At 68.2% G+C, this 14837-nt stretch carries 12 protein-coding genes; 7 read left to right on the top strand and 5 right to left on the bottom strand.

Annotated features, from left to right (window positions below):
- The first annotated feature begins 30 nt into the window (after positions 1–30).
- The 3 genes from manA (at position 31) to BJ963_RS00785 (ending at position 3877) form a co-directional block, all read left to right on the top strand.
- Complete coding sequence (gene manA / locus BJ963_RS00795) at positions 31–1191, top strand: mannose-6-phosphate isomerase, class I (protein WP_179453910.1); 1161 nt, start codon at positions 31–33, stop codon at positions 1189–1191.
- A 637-nt stretch (positions 1192–1828) separates the two neighbouring features.
- The gene (locus BJ963_RS19585) at positions 1829–2578 is read left to right on the top strand and encodes an O-antigen ligase family protein (RefSeq protein ID WP_246298124.1); all 750 of its coding nucleotides are present in this window, start codon (positions 1829–1831) and stop codon (positions 2576–2578) included.
- A 9-nt stretch (positions 2579–2587) separates the two neighbouring features.
- Positions 2588–3877, top strand: a complete 1290-nt coding sequence (locus BJ963_RS00785; RefSeq protein ID WP_179453906.1) for an O-antigen ligase family protein — start codon at positions 2588–2590, stop codon at positions 3875–3877.
- Here BJ963_RS00785 and BJ963_RS00780 read toward each other — a convergent pair.
- Complete coding sequence (locus tag BJ963_RS00780; protein ID WP_343037202.1) at positions 3819–5000, bottom strand: polysaccharide biosynthesis protein; 1182 nt, start codon at positions 4998–5000, stop codon at positions 3819–3821. The genes BJ963_RS00785 and BJ963_RS00780 overlap by 59 nt on opposite strands.
- Before the next feature lie 261 nt (positions 5001–5261).
- Between BJ963_RS00780 and BJ963_RS00775 the strand changes: the two genes are divergently transcribed.
- Genes BJ963_RS00775 through BJ963_RS00765 form a run of 3 tightly spaced genes read left to right on the top strand, consistent with a single transcriptional unit; the run spans position 5262 to position 7308 of the window.
- Positions 5262–6155 (top strand): glycosyltransferase, encoded by an 894-nt coding sequence (locus BJ963_RS00775; RefSeq protein ID WP_179453904.1) that lies wholly within the window; start codon positions 5262–5264, stop codon positions 6153–6155.
- A gap of 32 nt (positions 6156–6187) precedes the next feature.
- Positions 6188–6922, top strand: a complete 735-nt coding sequence (locus tag BJ963_RS00770) for a glycosyltransferase family 2 protein (protein WP_179453902.1) — start codon at positions 6188–6190, stop codon at positions 6920–6922.
- Entirely contained in the window at positions 6919–7308 is a 390-nt protein-coding gene (locus BJ963_RS00765; RefSeq protein ID WP_179453900.1) for a DUF2304 domain-containing protein, read from the top strand. Before BJ963_RS00770 ends, BJ963_RS00765 begins: the two co-directional genes overlap by 4 nt.
- A 15-nt stretch (positions 7309–7323) precedes the next feature.
- Here BJ963_RS00765 and BJ963_RS00760 read toward each other — a convergent pair whose 3' ends face one another.
- Both BJ963_RS00760 and BJ963_RS00755 read right to left on the bottom strand, forming a co-directional pair.
- Positions 7324–9183: a hypothetical protein gene (locus BJ963_RS00760; protein ID WP_179453898.1), complete on the bottom strand. Its 1860-nt coding sequence runs from the start codon at positions 9181–9183 to the stop codon at positions 7324–7326.
- Positions 9184–9224: 41 nt separating this feature from the next.
- Positions 9225–10214 (bottom strand): glycosyltransferase family 2 protein, encoded by a 990-nt coding sequence (locus BJ963_RS00755; protein WP_179453896.1) that lies wholly within the window; start codon positions 10212–10214, stop codon positions 9225–9227.
- Between the two features lie 96 nt (positions 10215–10310).
- On the opposite strand from BJ963_RS00755, the gene BJ963_RS00750 reads away from it, so the two are divergent.
- Positions 10311–11864 carry a DUF2142 domain-containing protein gene (locus tag BJ963_RS00750; RefSeq protein WP_179453894.1) on the top strand — a complete coding sequence of 518 codons (1554 nt, stop codon included), beginning with the start codon at positions 10311–10313 and terminating at the stop codon, positions 11862–11864.
- Here the strand turns inward: BJ963_RS00750 and BJ963_RS00745 are convergent, their stop codons facing one another.
- Both BJ963_RS00745 and BJ963_RS00740 read right to left on the bottom strand, forming a co-directional pair.
- The gene (locus BJ963_RS00745; protein ID WP_246298122.1) at positions 11865–14159 is read right to left on the bottom strand and encodes a hypothetical protein; all 2295 of its coding nucleotides are present in this window, start codon (positions 14157–14159) and stop codon (positions 11865–11867) included.
- Positions 14159–14623 (bottom strand): hypothetical protein, encoded by a 465-nt coding sequence (locus BJ963_RS00740; protein WP_179453890.1) that lies wholly within the window; start codon positions 14621–14623, stop codon positions 14159–14161. Before BJ963_RS00740 ends, BJ963_RS00745 begins: the two co-directional genes overlap by 1 nt.
- Positions 14624–14837 lie beyond the last annotated feature (214 nt).

Here is a 14837-nt window from a genome sequence, read left to right as displayed (position 1 = left end):
GGTCCAACGGAACGAAAGGGACGGCGACGGATGTTTGTGCGCATCGGCAACACCCCGCGCGACTACGCGTGGGGCTCCACGACCGCGATCGCGGGCCTGCTCGGCACGCGGCCGAGCGGCGGACCGGAGGCGGAGCTGTGGCTGGGCGCGCATCCCGGCTCTCCCGCGCGGGTGCTCGATCCCGCCATCGCAGACGGGGCGGCCGACCTGGCCTCCTGGGAGCGGACGAAGAACCTCCCCTACCTGCTGAAGGTGCTGGCCGCCGCAGGACCGCTGTCGCTGCAGGCGCATCCCTCCCCCGAGCAGGCCCGCGCCGGCTTCGATCGGGAGAACGCGGCGGGGCTTCCGGCCGACTCGGCGGAGCGCAACTACAAGGACCCGTTCCACAAGCCGGAGCTCATCTTCGCCCTGAGCGACCCCTTCGAGGCGCTGTGCGGCTTCCGCGATCCGGAGGAGAGCCGCGCCGCCTTCGAGCGTCTCGCCGCGGCCACGACCGGGGGCGCCGTCCTCGCCGGATTTGCCGGCACCCTCGTCGGCGAGCCGGGCGCCGTGCTGCGGCGGGCGACCGAGTGGCTTCTCGGCGAGGACCCGGAGGTCGACCTCCTCGTCGCCGAGGTGGTCCGCGCGGCACGTGCGCTCCCCGACGACCGCGACGCGGACACGGTACGCATGCTCGACGACGCGTTCCCCGGCGACCCGGGGATCGTGCTCGCACTGCTGCTCAACCGCGCCACCCTGCGCCCCGGGCAGGTGCTCTACCTGCCGGCCGGGAACATCCACGCGTACCTCCGCGGTCTCGGCATCGAGCTCATGGCCGCCTCCGACAACGTGCTGCGCGGCGGACTGACCCGCAAGCGCATCGATGTGCCCGAACTGGTGAGCGTGCTCGACTTCACGCCGATCCGGGCGACGCCGCTCGCGCCGGAGCACCCGGCGGCCGGGGTGGAGACCTTCCGCCCGGACGTGCCCGACTTCGCCCTCGAGCACATCGCGCTGACGGCCGCGACCGCGTCCGCCACCGTGGCCCTCCCGGGCACCGCGATCGCGCTGGTCACCGACGGCGAGGTCGAACTCCGCGGACGCGCCGGCTCCGTGACCCTGGCGCGCGGGGAGGCCGCGGTCATCACCGACGAGACGGAGCTCACCGTCACCGGCCGGGGCACGGTGTTCGTCGCGCACCCGAACTCCTGAGCCTCCGAGGGGATCGCGGGCGGCTGTCGGCTATCCTTCCCAGGTGACAACGCCCCGCGCCACGCTCCCCGCCCGCATCGCCTTCGCGCGCACCGCGACGGGCACGGCGGAGAACGCGTTCGCCGCACTGGTGCTCTTCACCCTGTTCGCCGGAGACTTCTGGCGCAACACGATCAGCTGGCCCGGCTACTTCCTCCTGGCTGCGGTGCTCGCCGTCGTCAGCGCGGCGCTCATCATCCGGTCGCGTCCGCGGTTCCGCTGGCGCACCACCCCGAAGACCCTCGTGCTCTTCCTGGCGCTGGCCGTCGTCTCGATCGCCTGGTCGGCGTACCCGGGCGCCAGCGCCCTCGGCGCCCTCTCGACGCTGGTGACGACGATCGCCGGCGTCTTCCTCGGGCTGCGGCTGGGATGGCCGGGACTGCTCAGCGCGCTCGGCAACGCGTTCCGCTGGATCCTGGGGCTGTCGCTGGTCTTCGAGCTCGTCGTCGCGATCTTCGTGCGGCAGCCGGTCCTCCCCCTCACTCCGGTCTACGCGGTGCCGCAGGGGAAGCTGCCCCAGGCCTTCTACTGGAGCCGTGACCTGCTCTTCCACGGCGGCCCGGTCCAGGGCATCGTGGGCAACAGCAACCTGCTCGCCATGATCGCGCTCCTGGCGATCGTCGTGTTCGGCATCCAGGTCGCCGACCGGACGACGCGTCACGGCTCGGCGTTGGGATGGCTCGTCGTCGCCGTCCTCACCCTGGCACTGACCCGGTCCGCGACGGTCATCGCGGCCGCCCTCGTCACCGCGGTCGTGCTCGGCTTCGCACTGTGGGCGCGCCGGGCGGGCCCCGACCGGCGCGGGCCCGTCTACCTGGTGGCGATCGTCGTGGTCGCCGCTGCGATCGTCGGCGTCTCGCTGTTCTCCTCGCGCATCCCCGCGCTGTTCGGGAAGAGCGAGGACCTGACCGGCCGCCTGGACATCTGGGCGGCGGTCACCCGTCTGGCGCAAGAGCGCCCGGCGTTCGGCTGGGGATGGGTCAGCTACTGGGCTCCGTGGGTGAAGCCCTTCGACGGGCTCGCCACCCGGAACGGCGTCGAGTACCTGCAAGCGCACAACGCCTGGCTCGACGTGTGGCTGCAGCTCGGCATCGTCGGACTCGTCGTGTTCATCCTGCTGGTGCTCACCACGTTCGGCCGGGCCTGGTTCCTCGCGATCGACCGCCCGCGCTCCACGATCGCCGACGACCAGCCGTACCGTGCGGTCGCCCTACTGCCCCTGCTGGTGCTCGGCGCTCTGATCGCTCAGAGCTTCGCCGAGAGCCGCATCCTCATCGAGGGCGGCTGGGCGCTCCTGGTGGCGCTCTCGGTCGCCACCAAGCGGGCGGCGAACGCCCCCGCCCCGTAGTCTGTGAGCATGGCAACGCCCCGTCGAACCCTGGTGCCGCCCGCGGCCATCGAGTTCCTCGGCTCCGCCCGTTTCACCTCCACCCTGGCGTTGCTCGCGGTGATCACCGGCTTCTCCACCCACGCCATCCGCGGTCTCATCGGCTGGCCAGGACTGATCGGCGCCCTCGCGGTGCTTGTGGTGCTCGCCGCCCTGTCGTTCGCGGCGCAGTGGCGGCTCATCGAGTGGCACGGCCTGCTCCCGATCTCGGCCCTGGTGTTCGTCGGATGGTGCGCCGCCTCGATCCTGTGGAGCCAGTACCAGTGGGCGACGCTCACCGGGGTGATCTACCAGCTGATCTTCGCGTTCCTCGCCGTCTACATCGCGCTCGTGCGCGACGCGATCCAGATCGTCCGCGTCGTCGGCGACGCCCTGCGGTTCCTGCTCACCCTCTCGCTCTCGCTCGAGGTGCTGAGCGGACTGCTGCTCGACGCGCCCATCCGCTTCCTCGGCATCCAGGGCAACATCGGGCTGGGCGGTCCCATCCAGGGACTGTTCGGCACCCGCAACCAGCTCAGCATCGTCGCCCTCATCGCGTTCGTGACGTTCCTCGTCGAACTCCGGACCCGATCGGTGCGTCCGCCCGTCGCCGCGTACTCCATCACACTCGCCGGCGTGTGCATCCTGCTCGCCCACTCCCCCGTGATCGCCGCCGTGTCGGTCGTCGTCGGGCTCGCCACGCTTGCGCTGTATCTGATGCGCAAGGCGCGGGCGCAGCAGCGGCCGTACTATCAGTGGGGGCTCGCCATCCTCACCGTCGCGGTGCTCGTCGTCGCATACATCTACCGCACGCGCGTCATCGACATCCTGAACGCGCGCTCCGACTTCCAGGTGCGCTACCAGCTCTGGATCCAGATCTGGGAGCTCATCCCGGTGCAGCAGACGGTGGGATGGGGCTGGGTCGGCGCCTGGCCGACGGACCTCTACCCGTTCACGGCCATCCAGGCGAACACCGGGGTCTACCACTCCGACGGCCTGAACGCCTATCTGGACGTGTACCTCCAGGTCGGCATCATCGGTCTGCTGCTGTTCATCGTCCTGATCGCGCTGGCGTTCAGCCGCTCCTGGCTCCTCGCATCCAATCGTCGGAGCGTCGTCTACGCCTGGGCCCCGCTCGTACTGGTCGCCCTGCTCGTCACGAGTGTGTTCGAGAGCTCGATCCTGGTGGAGTCCGGCTGGATGCTGCTGATCATCTGCACGATCAAGGCGTCCCAGGGGATGAGCTGGCGGCTGCGGCTGCCGCACCGCGACGCGAGCTGACGCCGTCGCCGACCACCCGCAGGCCGATGAGATGCACAGCAAGGCCGACGGCGGGCCCGGCGGCGAGGGCGAGCGCGGCGCGGCCTGCAAGTGGCAACGGCACGAACAGCAACGCGAGGGTGACGACGGAGGCTGCCAACCAGCCCAGCGCGTAGAGCCCGTGCAGATTCCGGGCGAGCACTGCAGAGCCACTGACGAAGAGCGCGCCGATGAGTCCAGAGGACGCAATGAGCGCCACCAGCACGCCCGCCGACAGGTCGAACTCCGGTCCGAAGAGGAGATGCATCACGGGTTCGCCGATCAGCCACGCTACGGCGCACAGCACGAGGATGACAACGGCGATCCCCGCGAACAGGTAGGCCATCGTACGTGCCGCACGCTCGGGGTGATGAGAGAACCTGCTGACCAGGAAGCTGGACAGTGCGGTGAGCGGCACCAGGATCGGCGCCCGGGTGAGAGTCACCGCCAGGACGAGCGATCCCAGGTCGGAGTGGTTCGCCGGACCGGAGAAGAACGACAGCACCAACGGAAACCCATTGATGAGGACCGCCGTTGCGGAGGCTGCGAGCATCGTGCGGCCCGTGTTGGCGACGAGTGCTCGCACACCGATGGTGACACGGGCATTCCCGACGAGCGCACGCGGCGACGTGAGGAAGACGATGATCAGCGACACCGGAAACGGCAGGATGACGGCAATAGCAAGCGGGACAATGTTGTGTGTCACGCTCAGCACCGCGACGACTCCGGCCACGCGCAAGATGCCGTCGAGAGCCACGATCGCGGCAAGCTGGCGCCACATCCCGGCTCCCGCCATGACGCCGGAAGCTCCGGCCACCAGGCAGTTGAGCGCAGCGCCGAGCGCGACGAACCACGAGAGGCCCGCATTCGCCGTACCGAGACTCGGGACCGCCCACAGGACACTGGTGGCGGCGACCGCGAGACCGACTATCAGTGCGGCAGCCGAAACGAACGCCCACAGCGACGTGCGACGCGTGGCGCCGCGCGCTCCGACCTCCGCACCCTCGGTGACGACCGTCTGGGCAGTCGCCCTTGTCGACTCCTGCTGCAGGCCGAAGAGGATCCCGACGACCAGGAACAGGGCGGACCAGAACACCGAGAACACGCCGTAGCCGGCCGCGCCGACCTCGGTGTAGACGCGCCACGTGACGACGTAGCCCGCGATTCCGGAGATCGCCGTCGCCCCCAGGATCAAGACGACAGACGAGCGCGCCGACCGCGGAGCTGTCGGGGCCTCGACGTCCGGGATGGGCTCGTTCAGCGGCTCGAAGGCGGTGATGGGTCTCTCCCAGGATGACGCGTGAAAGGATGGATGCCGACCGCGGTGCGCGCGGCAAGCCAACCCTATGACGAAAGCCTGGACGCAGTGACGATCGACATCATGATGCCGTTCTACGGCGACCCAGGGGTGTTCCGCGACGCGGTGCAGAGCGTCCTGGCCCAGACCGACCGCGATTGGCGGCTGGTCGTCATCGATGACGTCTACCCGGACACTGCACCCGGCGAATGGGTGTCCGGGCTGGGCGACGACCGCATCGTCTACCTTCGCAACGAGGTCAACCTGGGCGTCAGCGGGAACTTCAGCAGATCGGTCGAGCTGGTCCGCTCTGAGCACTTCGTGCTGATGGGCTGCGACGACCTCTTGGAGCCCGAATACGTCGCCACGATGCGCGCAGCGGTGGGACGTCATCCGGACGCCGCCTACTTCCAGCCGACGGTGACGGTCATCGACGGCGAGGGCCGGCCGTGTCTCCCACTCCCTGATCGGGTGAAGGGCTGGTACCGGCCGAAGGCGCCCGGCGAGCAGATCATGCGCGGTGAGGAGCTCGCCGTGAGCCTGCTGCGGGGCAACTGGACGTACTTCCCATCGATCCTCTGGCGCACCGACGCCGTACGCCGGCACGGCTTCGACGCTGCTTTCGAGGTGGTGCTCGACCTCAACCTGCAGCTCGAGATCGTCCTCGACGGCGGAGCCCTGGTGGTGCTGCCGGACGCCGTCTTCCGCTACCGCCGGCATGGCGCCAGCGTCTCCTCCTGGACGGCGAGCGACGGCACACGCTTCGACGAGGAGCGCGCGTTCTTCCTCAGCAGTGCGGCCGTCCTCGACGAACGCGGCTGGCGGCGCGCGGCTCAGGTCGCGCGCGCCCACTGGTCCTCCCGGTTCAATGCCGTCACACGCGTTCCCTCCGCCCTGCGCAACGCGCGCGGGCTGCGCTCGCTTGCCCGTCACGCGATCACGGGATGGTCCCCCTCCCGGTGACCGGACCGCGCCACTGTTAGACTTCCGGCATCATGGCTACACCGCTGGAGCAGACCCTCATCGTCGTTCCCGCGTACAACGAAGAGGCCTCCGTAGGAGCGACCGTCAGCGAGATCCTGACCACCCTCCCCGGCGTCGCGTGCCTTGTCGTCGACGACGGTTCCACTGATGCGACGTCGATCGTCGCGCAGGAGGCGGGGGCGACCGTCGCGGTCCTGCCGTTCAACCTCGGCGTGGGCGGTGCCATGCGGTTCGGGTTCAAGTACGCAATTAGCCACGGCTTCCGGAACGTCATCCAAATCGATGCGGACGGTCAACACGACCCCGCCAACGTCCCCCAGCTCCTCACCGCCCTCGCCGATGCCGACCTGGTGATCGGCGCCCGCTTCGCCGGTAGCGGTGCGTACGAGGTCAAGGGCCCCCGCAAGTGGGCGATGAAGGTGCTCTCCTCCACGCTGAGCCGCTCGGCACGGACGACCCTCACAGACACCACGAGCGGCTTCAAGGCGAGCGGTCCCAAAGCGGTCGCGTTGTTCGCGTCGAACTATCCCGCCGAGTATCTCGGCGACACCATCGAGGCGCTGGTGATCGCGATGCGCGCGGGGTGTGTCATCACTCAGATCCCCGTGTCGATGCGTCCTCGAACCGCAGGAGTTCCGTCCCACAACCCGCTTAAGGCGGCCACCTACCTCGGCCGCGTGTTCCTTGCGCTGGGCTTCGCCCTCTTCCGTCCGATCGCGCGTCCCGAGCAGCAGGTGGAAGCATGACCCTCACCGCGTACATCCTGGGCATCGTCGCCGCCCTCATCACCCTGACCGTTGTCATCGAGATGATGCGCCGCAAGCGGATGCGCGAGCGGCATGCCGTGTGGTGGCTGCTCGCCGGCGTCGTCGCCCTGATCGTCGGGATATTCCCTCAAGTGCTCAACTGGGCTGCCGAGGTCTTCGGTGTCGGCGCGCCGGTCAACCTGGTGTTCTTCGTCAGCATTGCGGTTCTCTTCTTGGTATGCATCCAGCACAGCTCCGAACTCACCACCCTGGAAGACAAGACGCGCACACTCGCCGAAGAGGTCGTGCTGCTCCGACTTCGGATCAACGACCTCGAGGCCCGATCCGAGGCGACGTCGAGCGATCCGGACGGCGAGCGTCACTGAGCAACTCCACCGGGGTCACCTCGAAGAGGTGCCCACCTCGCCGGTGCGCACCGTGATATCGGCATCCGGGCACTGTGTCGCAAGCTCGTCTTGCAGCTGCGGGTTCCGGGTGTAGACGTCCACATGGCCGCCCCACTGGTTGACGACCGAGCACACCTGGTCGATCTTGCTGGTGTCGAGGAAGTATGCGTTGTCGCGCATAGGATCGGCGCTGAGGTCCGAGTGCTCCTGGATCAGCCATCCGTTGATGAAGAGATCCCGCAACGGGTCCGTGTAGTACTGCACAGCGAGCGACTTCTTGCCGGGGTCCGAGATAGCGAACAGGACCGCCGCCTCCTGATCGTTGGCGCTGATCCCGCCGACGCGGCCGATGCTCAGTGCCGGGAGAACCTGGCGCGCCGACCACACGGAGGGCGGCACCTGTCCCGCCACGAAGGTGACGATAGCGCCCGCTGCGACGAAGATCGCGGTTGACTCGATGATCCGTTTGCCCGCCACATTGAGCCAGCCCACGATCAGCGCCGCCGCGATCACCAGGGCGAGGATGGTCAGCTGCCAGGTGAGCTTGGCCGAGTAGTAGCCCCACCCTCCGCGTGCCGCTGCCTGGTGGGAGAGCCAGGCGACGGCCGCTCCCCCGGCGACGATGATGACGCAGACGCCCGCGAATGTGCGGCGCTGGCGGCGGCCGGCCGCACCGATGCTCGCCAGTGTGAATGTCACGATGCCGGCGATGACCAGCGACGCCGGACCGATCGGAACCATCGCTCCTCCACCGCCCAGAGCCTGCCCGTCACGGCGCAGGTCAGGAAGGGTGACCAGAAGGACATAGGCCAGCAGTTGGAGGACGGCGAGCCCGATGAGGAGCGCCCCGGGCCAGCGAACCGCGACACGCCAGTCGCGCCAGCCGGCGACTGCGGCGGTGACCACCAGCAAGGCAGGAATGGGCGCAAGCGGCGCCCAGACGGCGAGCATCAGCGTGGTCGCGAGCAGGAGACTGCTCACGCCGACAAGGGGACGCCTCCCGGACTCCCGCCACACGATCCAGATGCAGAGCATGACGACGAGCGACACCGTGACGTTGACGAACCCGTAACTGTACGAGAATCCGCTGACGTACCACAGCAACGGGATCACACCGGCGGCGACTGCAGCTATCGCACGCGCCCAGCGTCGCTCGGGCGCGATTTCGCGGGCGACCACCAGCGACGAGAGGGCGCTTGCCAGGAAGGTGAGGAAGAGCCACAGCTGGATGATCCTCAGGATGTCGTGCCCGAGCAGATCGGACGGCGCGAGACGCCCGCGGCCGGGGGCCATCGCCGAAGCCATCAGCTCGTTGCTGAACGGGCTGGGATTCGGGTGCACCGAGGCGACGAGGCCGCCGTCGGTCACGAAGAGACGGGCGGCTACGGTGTTCCAGACCGAGTCGTTGCCCATCACCCAGGACACATGACCGCCGCCGTAGGCGACGATCGAGAAGACGGTGGCGGCGACACCCAGCGCGGGGACGACCATGGTCGCAGCGAACAGCCAGGTGGCGGAGCGGCCGGGAACGCGGAGGGCTCCCTTGCGCTTCGAGATGACCGCCAGCGCGCCGGACGCGAGGACGGCGCACACGACGATGTTCGACCACTCCAGCCCGAGGTGCGCCACAGGGTAGAGCGGCATGAGGAGGGCGAGCACTGCGAAGGCTCCGATGATCTCGGTGGCGAGCGCAAGAGCCCATCCGAGGAACTGCCCGAGCGCGAGCAGTACCAGGAGCGCACTGACCAGGAAGAACGGCCATTGGACGCCCGTGGCCCCTCCGAGGACGACCAGCACGACCTCGACTCCGGCAGTCGCCCAGATGGCCGCCGACGGGAGCCGGAGCCGACGCATATCTGCTTCTGTCGCACTCTGGAGCATCTGCCGCCTTTGCTTTATGAGGGTTGAAGGAGATCCCTGAAGATGTCTGCATTTCCACGGCTCGCGAACCGCGCATAGCGACCTGTGGCCGCCTCTCGGAGGACCGGGATCACCCGGCGCACGCGGTTGCCGGGGAGCTGGGCTCGGAACTTCTCGTGTCGCAGCTTACCGTCCACCAGCTCGAGGTCCCGGGCACGGACGCGCGGGGAGAGCAGGATGAGCCGTTCACGCAACAGCTCGGACCGGCGCCAGAGGTTCCTGTTCCTGTCGCCCCGAGCTTGGAGGACCCTGGCGATCTTCCGCCGTACGGTCGGAGCCTGGACACCGATCTGATTGGCACCGTGCTGGCGGTAGTCGATCAGCGGCAGACCCAGGCCACGGACGGACCCGAGTGCAGCGGCGAGGATCGCCAGCCACTCGTCGTGCACCCACAGCTCAGGGAATGGCGCGGCGTCGGCCACGAGGGCGCGGCGGAAGACGACGGTGGCACCCGTGACGGTGTTTCGCCGGAGGAGTTCGGGGAATGCCCCGTCCGAAGCGATCCGGGCCAGCAGTCCGTCATCAACCTCGAGCTGGCCGAAGAGAGTGCCGCCGAGGTCACGCCCCGCCGCGTCGATCAGCCTCGCGTCGCTGTAGGCCAGAAGCAGGTCCGGACGGTCCTCGAAGATGGCGGCCATGCGCTCGATCTTGTCGGCGCGCCACACATCGTCCTGGTCGCACAGAGCGATGAGATCGCCCGTGGTGGCCAGGATCGCCCGCTCGAAGTTCGCGGTCACTCCGTGCCGCCCCACCCCGGGCAGCACGACGAGCCGTGGGGTGCCGCCTGCGCCCTCGAACACCCGCTCGACGACGGCGAGCGTGTCGTCGCCCGAGCCGTCATCGGCCACCACGACCTCGTCCACTGGGTGGGTCTGCTGCAGGATGCTCCGGAGCTGCTGCTCCACGTATGCGCTCCCGTTGTAGGTGCAGAGAGCTACGGAGATCGTCGGCGCGGAGGCTGTCATGGCGCCTCCAGCATCTCACACGGACCATGCCCTAACCTGGGGTGGGTGATGCCACCCTCATATGCTCCCGACGACGGAAGGCGGTTCACCCCACTGATGGCCGAGAGCCCGACCAGGCGACGCTTCATCCCGACTATCACCGGCAACCGCTGGGGTGTCTTCGGCCTCGGGTTCGTCCTGACGCTGCTGCCGATGCTGCTATGGAACCTGGCATCCCCGATCGGTTCCTCGCCGGACGAACCGACGCACCTGGTGCGGGCGGCTGCCGTCGCCCGCGGGCAGGTCTTCACTCAGCCCTGGGACGGCAATCGCCGGATGTCCGAGGCGAAGGTGCCCGAATACGTCGACACCTGGATCCTGGGCGTCAGCTGCTACGCCTTCCGGCCGAACGTGCCCGCGAGCTGCGTCCCCCCCATCACAGGCGACCCGGACCGCATCGTCGAGACAGGCCACACCGCCGCCGCGAACAGTCCCGTGTTCTACGCAGTCACGGGCCTGCCGAGCCTGTTCCTCGATGGCAGCAAGGCCCTCTACGCCATGCGTGGGATGAACTCGCTGATGTGCGCGACCATGTTCGGCTTCATCTTCATGGCGCTGAGTCAGCTCGCCCGGCCCCGCTGGGCGTACTTCGCCGCGTTCGTGGCGGCCACACCGATGGTGTTCTACCTGGGCGGCACCTTGAACCCGAACGGCATCGAGGCGATCTCCGCCGGAGCGCTGCTGTCCGGGCTCGTCGTCGTCGGGTCGCGCATGATCCGGGGTGCCCGGCTCATCGAGCTGCTGGGCGGGATCGTGCTCTCCACGGTGCTGCTGACGGCCACGCGGAACATCTCGCTGCTCTGGGTGTTGATGGTGGTCGTCACCGCACTGCTGCTTTCTCGGCGGGCGATCCTCAAGCGTCTTGTCCGGCTGCCGTCGGTGTGGGTCGCGATCGGGCTAGCCGCGCTCGCCTGCATCCTCGAGTTCCTGTACTACATCCACCCGTCGCTGACGGCTCAGCCGCAGCAGTTCAACGGTGCGGGGACCACCTTCCGCGACGGGTTCACGTACATGATCCAGCACACGTTCGACTACGGGATCGGCTGGATCGGCTTCTTCGGATGGGTCGACACCCCGGCCCCGTCGTTCACCCTCATCGTCTGGGCGTCGCTGATGCTCGGCACTGTGGTGGCGGCTCTGGCCATAGGGATCGGAGCCCGCCGCTGGTCGCTCATCCTGCTCGTCGCCGCTCTGGTGCTCGTTCCCGCCATCGCACAGGCGGCGGTCATCACGCGAGCCGGGTTCATCTGGCAGGGTCGATACACGCTCGCCATCGTGATCACCCTCCTCCTTGCTGCGGGCATCGTGCTCGACCGCTCCGGCTACGGCATCCCCGCGGTTCCGCTCCGCCGGGTCGCCACCATGGCCGTCTGGTTCATGGCCTTCGGACACTTCTTCGCGTTCGCGGTGACGATCAAGCGATACGTGGTGGGTGACGCCGTCTACCTGCCGGTGCTCCTGCTGCACCCGAAGTGGCAGCCGCCGGGCACGTGGATCGTGCTGTGCGCCGCCTTCATCGTGGTCATCGTCGGGGCCTCGATCGTGGCGGTCAAGGCGCTGAAGGGCGTCGACAGGAGATTCCTCCCCCAGACGGTCGCACTGAGCCGCTGATCAGGCGGCGGTGCCGTTGGGGATAGTGGCTGCCAGTCCCGCGGTCACGTCGACCCAGCCCGCCGCACCTCCGAGGGCATTGAAGCGATCCATCGAGGAGATCGGTCGCTTCGTGCCCCCGTCGAGCAGATAGATCGATCCGTTCGGCGTACGGACGAACTTCGTCGCCGGCTTACCGACGGCCAGCTGGGCGCAGGTGTAGCTGTCGAGCTTCGTGAAGGTGAGCGGATACAACGGCCTGGTCGTTCCGTCGAGTGCGCGCAGTGTCCCCGACGCCGCGACGTAATCGGTGGTGCCACAGGTGATCCCATAGCCGAGCAACGCGGCAGACTTCGGATACCCGGCGAGGACGGCGTCCGAGACGAAGGAGAAGCCGTTGATCCCGATCGACGACGTCAGGTCGAACGAGGTGAAGGGGATCTTGTTCGTCAGCCCGTTGACCAGGTACACCGTCGCATCGGCGTTGCTGCGGACGAGCGTTCCGGAGGTGAGGGCGGTCGGGCCCTTCGGCAACGTCGTCAGCACCGAGTCGGCGACGTTCCGGATGACGGGGTCACTCCCCTTCGGCGTCAGCGCGACCAGAGCGTCCCACGAGGAGACGGGCTTCAGGTCGCTCGGGCCGACGACGTAGACAGTCGGCGTCGACCCCTTGAGGAAGGACCCCACGTCGACACTGCCGACCGCGGGGTAAGTCGCCAGCATCGTGGTGGTCACGGGAACCGACGAGAGCGTGCCGCCCCCACCGCCGACCCAGTCGAGGCGACCGCCGGAGGTCAGCACCGAGACGGTGCTGCTGCCCGCGACAGAGATGACGCCCGCGAACGGCGTCGGGCTGGCCGGGATCTTCGTAATGCTCGCCGCCGAGAGGGTACCGTTCACGCGCCCCGGAAGCCCAGCGACACTTGTCGCCCCCGTAGCGACGCCGTACGCCGCACCACCGGAGAGGAACGAATAGCTCATGGTTCCGCGGCTCTGCACGAACGCCTGGTCCCGCAGGATCGGGGTGCCGAGGGCGAGGCCGCCGAGCGAGGCATCCGAGAGCACGTTGAAGCCGAGCGGGATCCCGGCAGCCGTCTGGGATGCGTCGTCGAGGATCTCCCGCTTCGTGCCGAGCGTGACGTAGTAGCGAGCGCCCGTCGTCGTGCCCATGACAGACGTCATGTTAGGTCCCGTGTGGAAGAGCGCGAGCTGCGCATCCGTCAACTGCATGTATCCGGTTCCGGAGCACGAACCGCCATAGTCGGTCACCAGGCCACAGCTGCCGAAGGCCAGCTTCATCCCCGAGTCGAAGAAGTAGATGGTCCCGTTTGCGGCTCGGAGGACGCGTCCCGCCTGCGGGCCGGTGGCGAAATTGTCGAGGTAGTTCTGCGAGACATACGCGACGGGCCCGAGCGGAGCGAGCGCGCTGAGAAGGTCGAGGCCGCCGACGGGATACTTGCTGGTACCGCTGAGCACGTACACCGTCGAGTTGTCGAGGGTGCGGGCGAGGTTGGCGACGCCGGTGGTCGATCCGAACCAGTCGGTATAAAGCCGCCAGAAGTTGCGATTGCCATACGCGCTGCACCCGTCGCCCGTGCCGTACAGGTTGGCGAGAGCCGCAGCGTTCGGCTGGTACGGGGTGTAGTTGTAGAGCCCCGCGGTCGCCTGGTTCTGGATGTACACAGCGCTCGATCCGCAGGAGGCCGTCGGGCTGTACCGGATCTGATTGACCCGCCCGGCGATGTGGTTCCAGCTGTCGGGCGACGCGGCATAGCGTTTGAACTGCAGCGCTGCGTTATAGACCTGGTTGAAGAACCCGTAGTACTGACTGTCGCACGCTGCGGTGTCCGGACAGCCGTATCCGGTGGCGCTCCGGTACTGCCCGGTGCCGGGCCAGGTGTCGCTGACGAGGCTCTGCTCCTTCTCGAGCAGCACCAGGATGACCTTCTGGCTGACATCGCACGCGGCTCCGACCTTGGCGATGATCATCGCAGCGGATTCCACGCCCTGACTGTTGTAGGCGTCGCAGCGTCCGGAGACGGCGGCCTTGCTCGTGGTCGCCTGGGTGTAGTCCTTGAGGCACGTGTAGCCCGGGCGGCACGACGAAACCTTCGCGTTCAGGAAGGCCTGCACCTGACTCGCGTTCAACGCACCGCCGTCGAAGAACAGGGCATCGCTGATGATGTTGCCCGGGTCGAAGTTGCGGGCGTCCGCAGCGCTCGCCTGTGGGGCCGGAGTCGTCATTCCGCCCGTCACGGTCATCAGGCCGCCGACAAGGGCGCCGACTACGGCTGCGACGATCCACCGCGCACGCATCACGGGACCTCCACCTGGCTGGCCTGCGAGGTGTAGGTCCGGCCGCCGCTCGCGTAGCGGAGGACGACGTTCCACGTCCCGCGGGTGAACTGCGACAGGTCCGGCTGCACCGTGCCGCAGGACGTGGTCTGCCTGTCGGCGACGGCGTCGTGCTGCACCGGGACATCGGCGGAGCCCTCGCGCGAGAACACGAAGGTGCAGGTACCGCTTTCCTCGACCAGCCCCTGCACGTATCCAGAGGCCGTCAGGTGCTTGCCATCCGGGTCCACGGCGGCGACGACCACGACGGGCTCGATCGTCGCGCTCGGCGACGGCGTGGAGGCCTTCGAGGCCGATGAGGACGGCGACGTACCGGGCGTGCTCGTCGCGGCCGGTGCTCCTTCAGGGGAACTGCACGCGGACAGCAGGCACCCGATGAGAACGACGCCGCCGACGATGGCGGGCCGGAGGGATCGTGGTCGCATAATGAGGTCCTCATGTCGGGGCGCGCAGCCGGCGGCTCTCCCAGCGTACCCTCGGCGTCAATCGATCGAGGCGTGGATGAACGCGATGAAGTCCCCAATGAGGGGGGCGCCCGACGACGGATGTCCGCCAAACGAAGGTCTGACCTGCGCGGCGACAGGGAGGGGTGGAACGCGTGTACTAGTCTGCCTGGCATACCGACAAACGGAACGGAGT

Origin of the sequence: Leifsonia soli (genome assembly GCF_013408745.1) — a bacterium.
Taxonomy (GTDB): domain Bacteria; phylum Actinomycetota; class Actinomycetes; order Actinomycetales; family Microbacteriaceae; genus Leifsonia; species Leifsonia soli.
Note: the sequence above shows the minus strand (reverse complement) of the source record. Positions and strands in the feature narration are given on the sequence as shown.

Excerpts from the sequence above, each read along its gene's own strand:
- manA (WP_179453910.1), top strand. The coding sequence starts at position 31 with ATGTTTGTGCGCATCGGCAACACCCCGCGCGACTACGCGTGGGGCTCC.
- BJ963_RS19585 (WP_246298124.1), top strand. The coding sequence starts at position 1,829 with ATGATCGCGCTCCTGGCGATCGTCGTGTTCGGCATCCAGGTCGCCGAC.
- BJ963_RS00785 (WP_179453906.1), top strand. The coding sequence starts at position 2,588 with ATGGCAACGCCCCGTCGAACCCTGGTGCCGCCCGCGGCCATCGAGTTC.
- BJ963_RS00770 (WP_179453902.1), top strand. The coding sequence starts at position 6,188 with ATGGCTACACCGCTGGAGCAGACCCTCATCGTCGTTCCCGCGTACAAC.
- BJ963_RS00765 (WP_179453900.1), top strand. The coding sequence starts at position 6,919 with ATGACCCTCACCGCGTACATCCTGGGCATCGTCGCCGCCCTCATCACC.
- BJ963_RS00760 (WP_179453898.1), bottom strand. The coding sequence starts at position 9,183 with ATGCGTCGGCTCCGGCTCCCGTCGGCGGCCATCTGGGCGACTGCCGGA.
- BJ963_RS00755 (WP_179453896.1), bottom strand. The coding sequence starts at position 10,214 with ATGACAGCCTCCGCGCCGACGATCTCCGTAGCTCTCTGCACCTACAAC.
- BJ963_RS00750 (WP_179453894.1), top strand. The coding sequence starts at position 10,311 with ATGGCCGAGAGCCCGACCAGGCGACGCTTCATCCCGACTATCACCGGC.
- BJ963_RS00745 (WP_246298122.1), bottom strand. The coding sequence starts at position 14,159 with ATGCGTGCGCGGTGGATCGTCGCAGCCGTAGTCGGCGCCCTTGTCGGC.
- BJ963_RS00740 (WP_179453890.1), bottom strand. The coding sequence starts at position 14,623 with ATGCGACCACGATCCCTCCGGCCCGCCATCGTCGGCGGCGTCGTTCTC.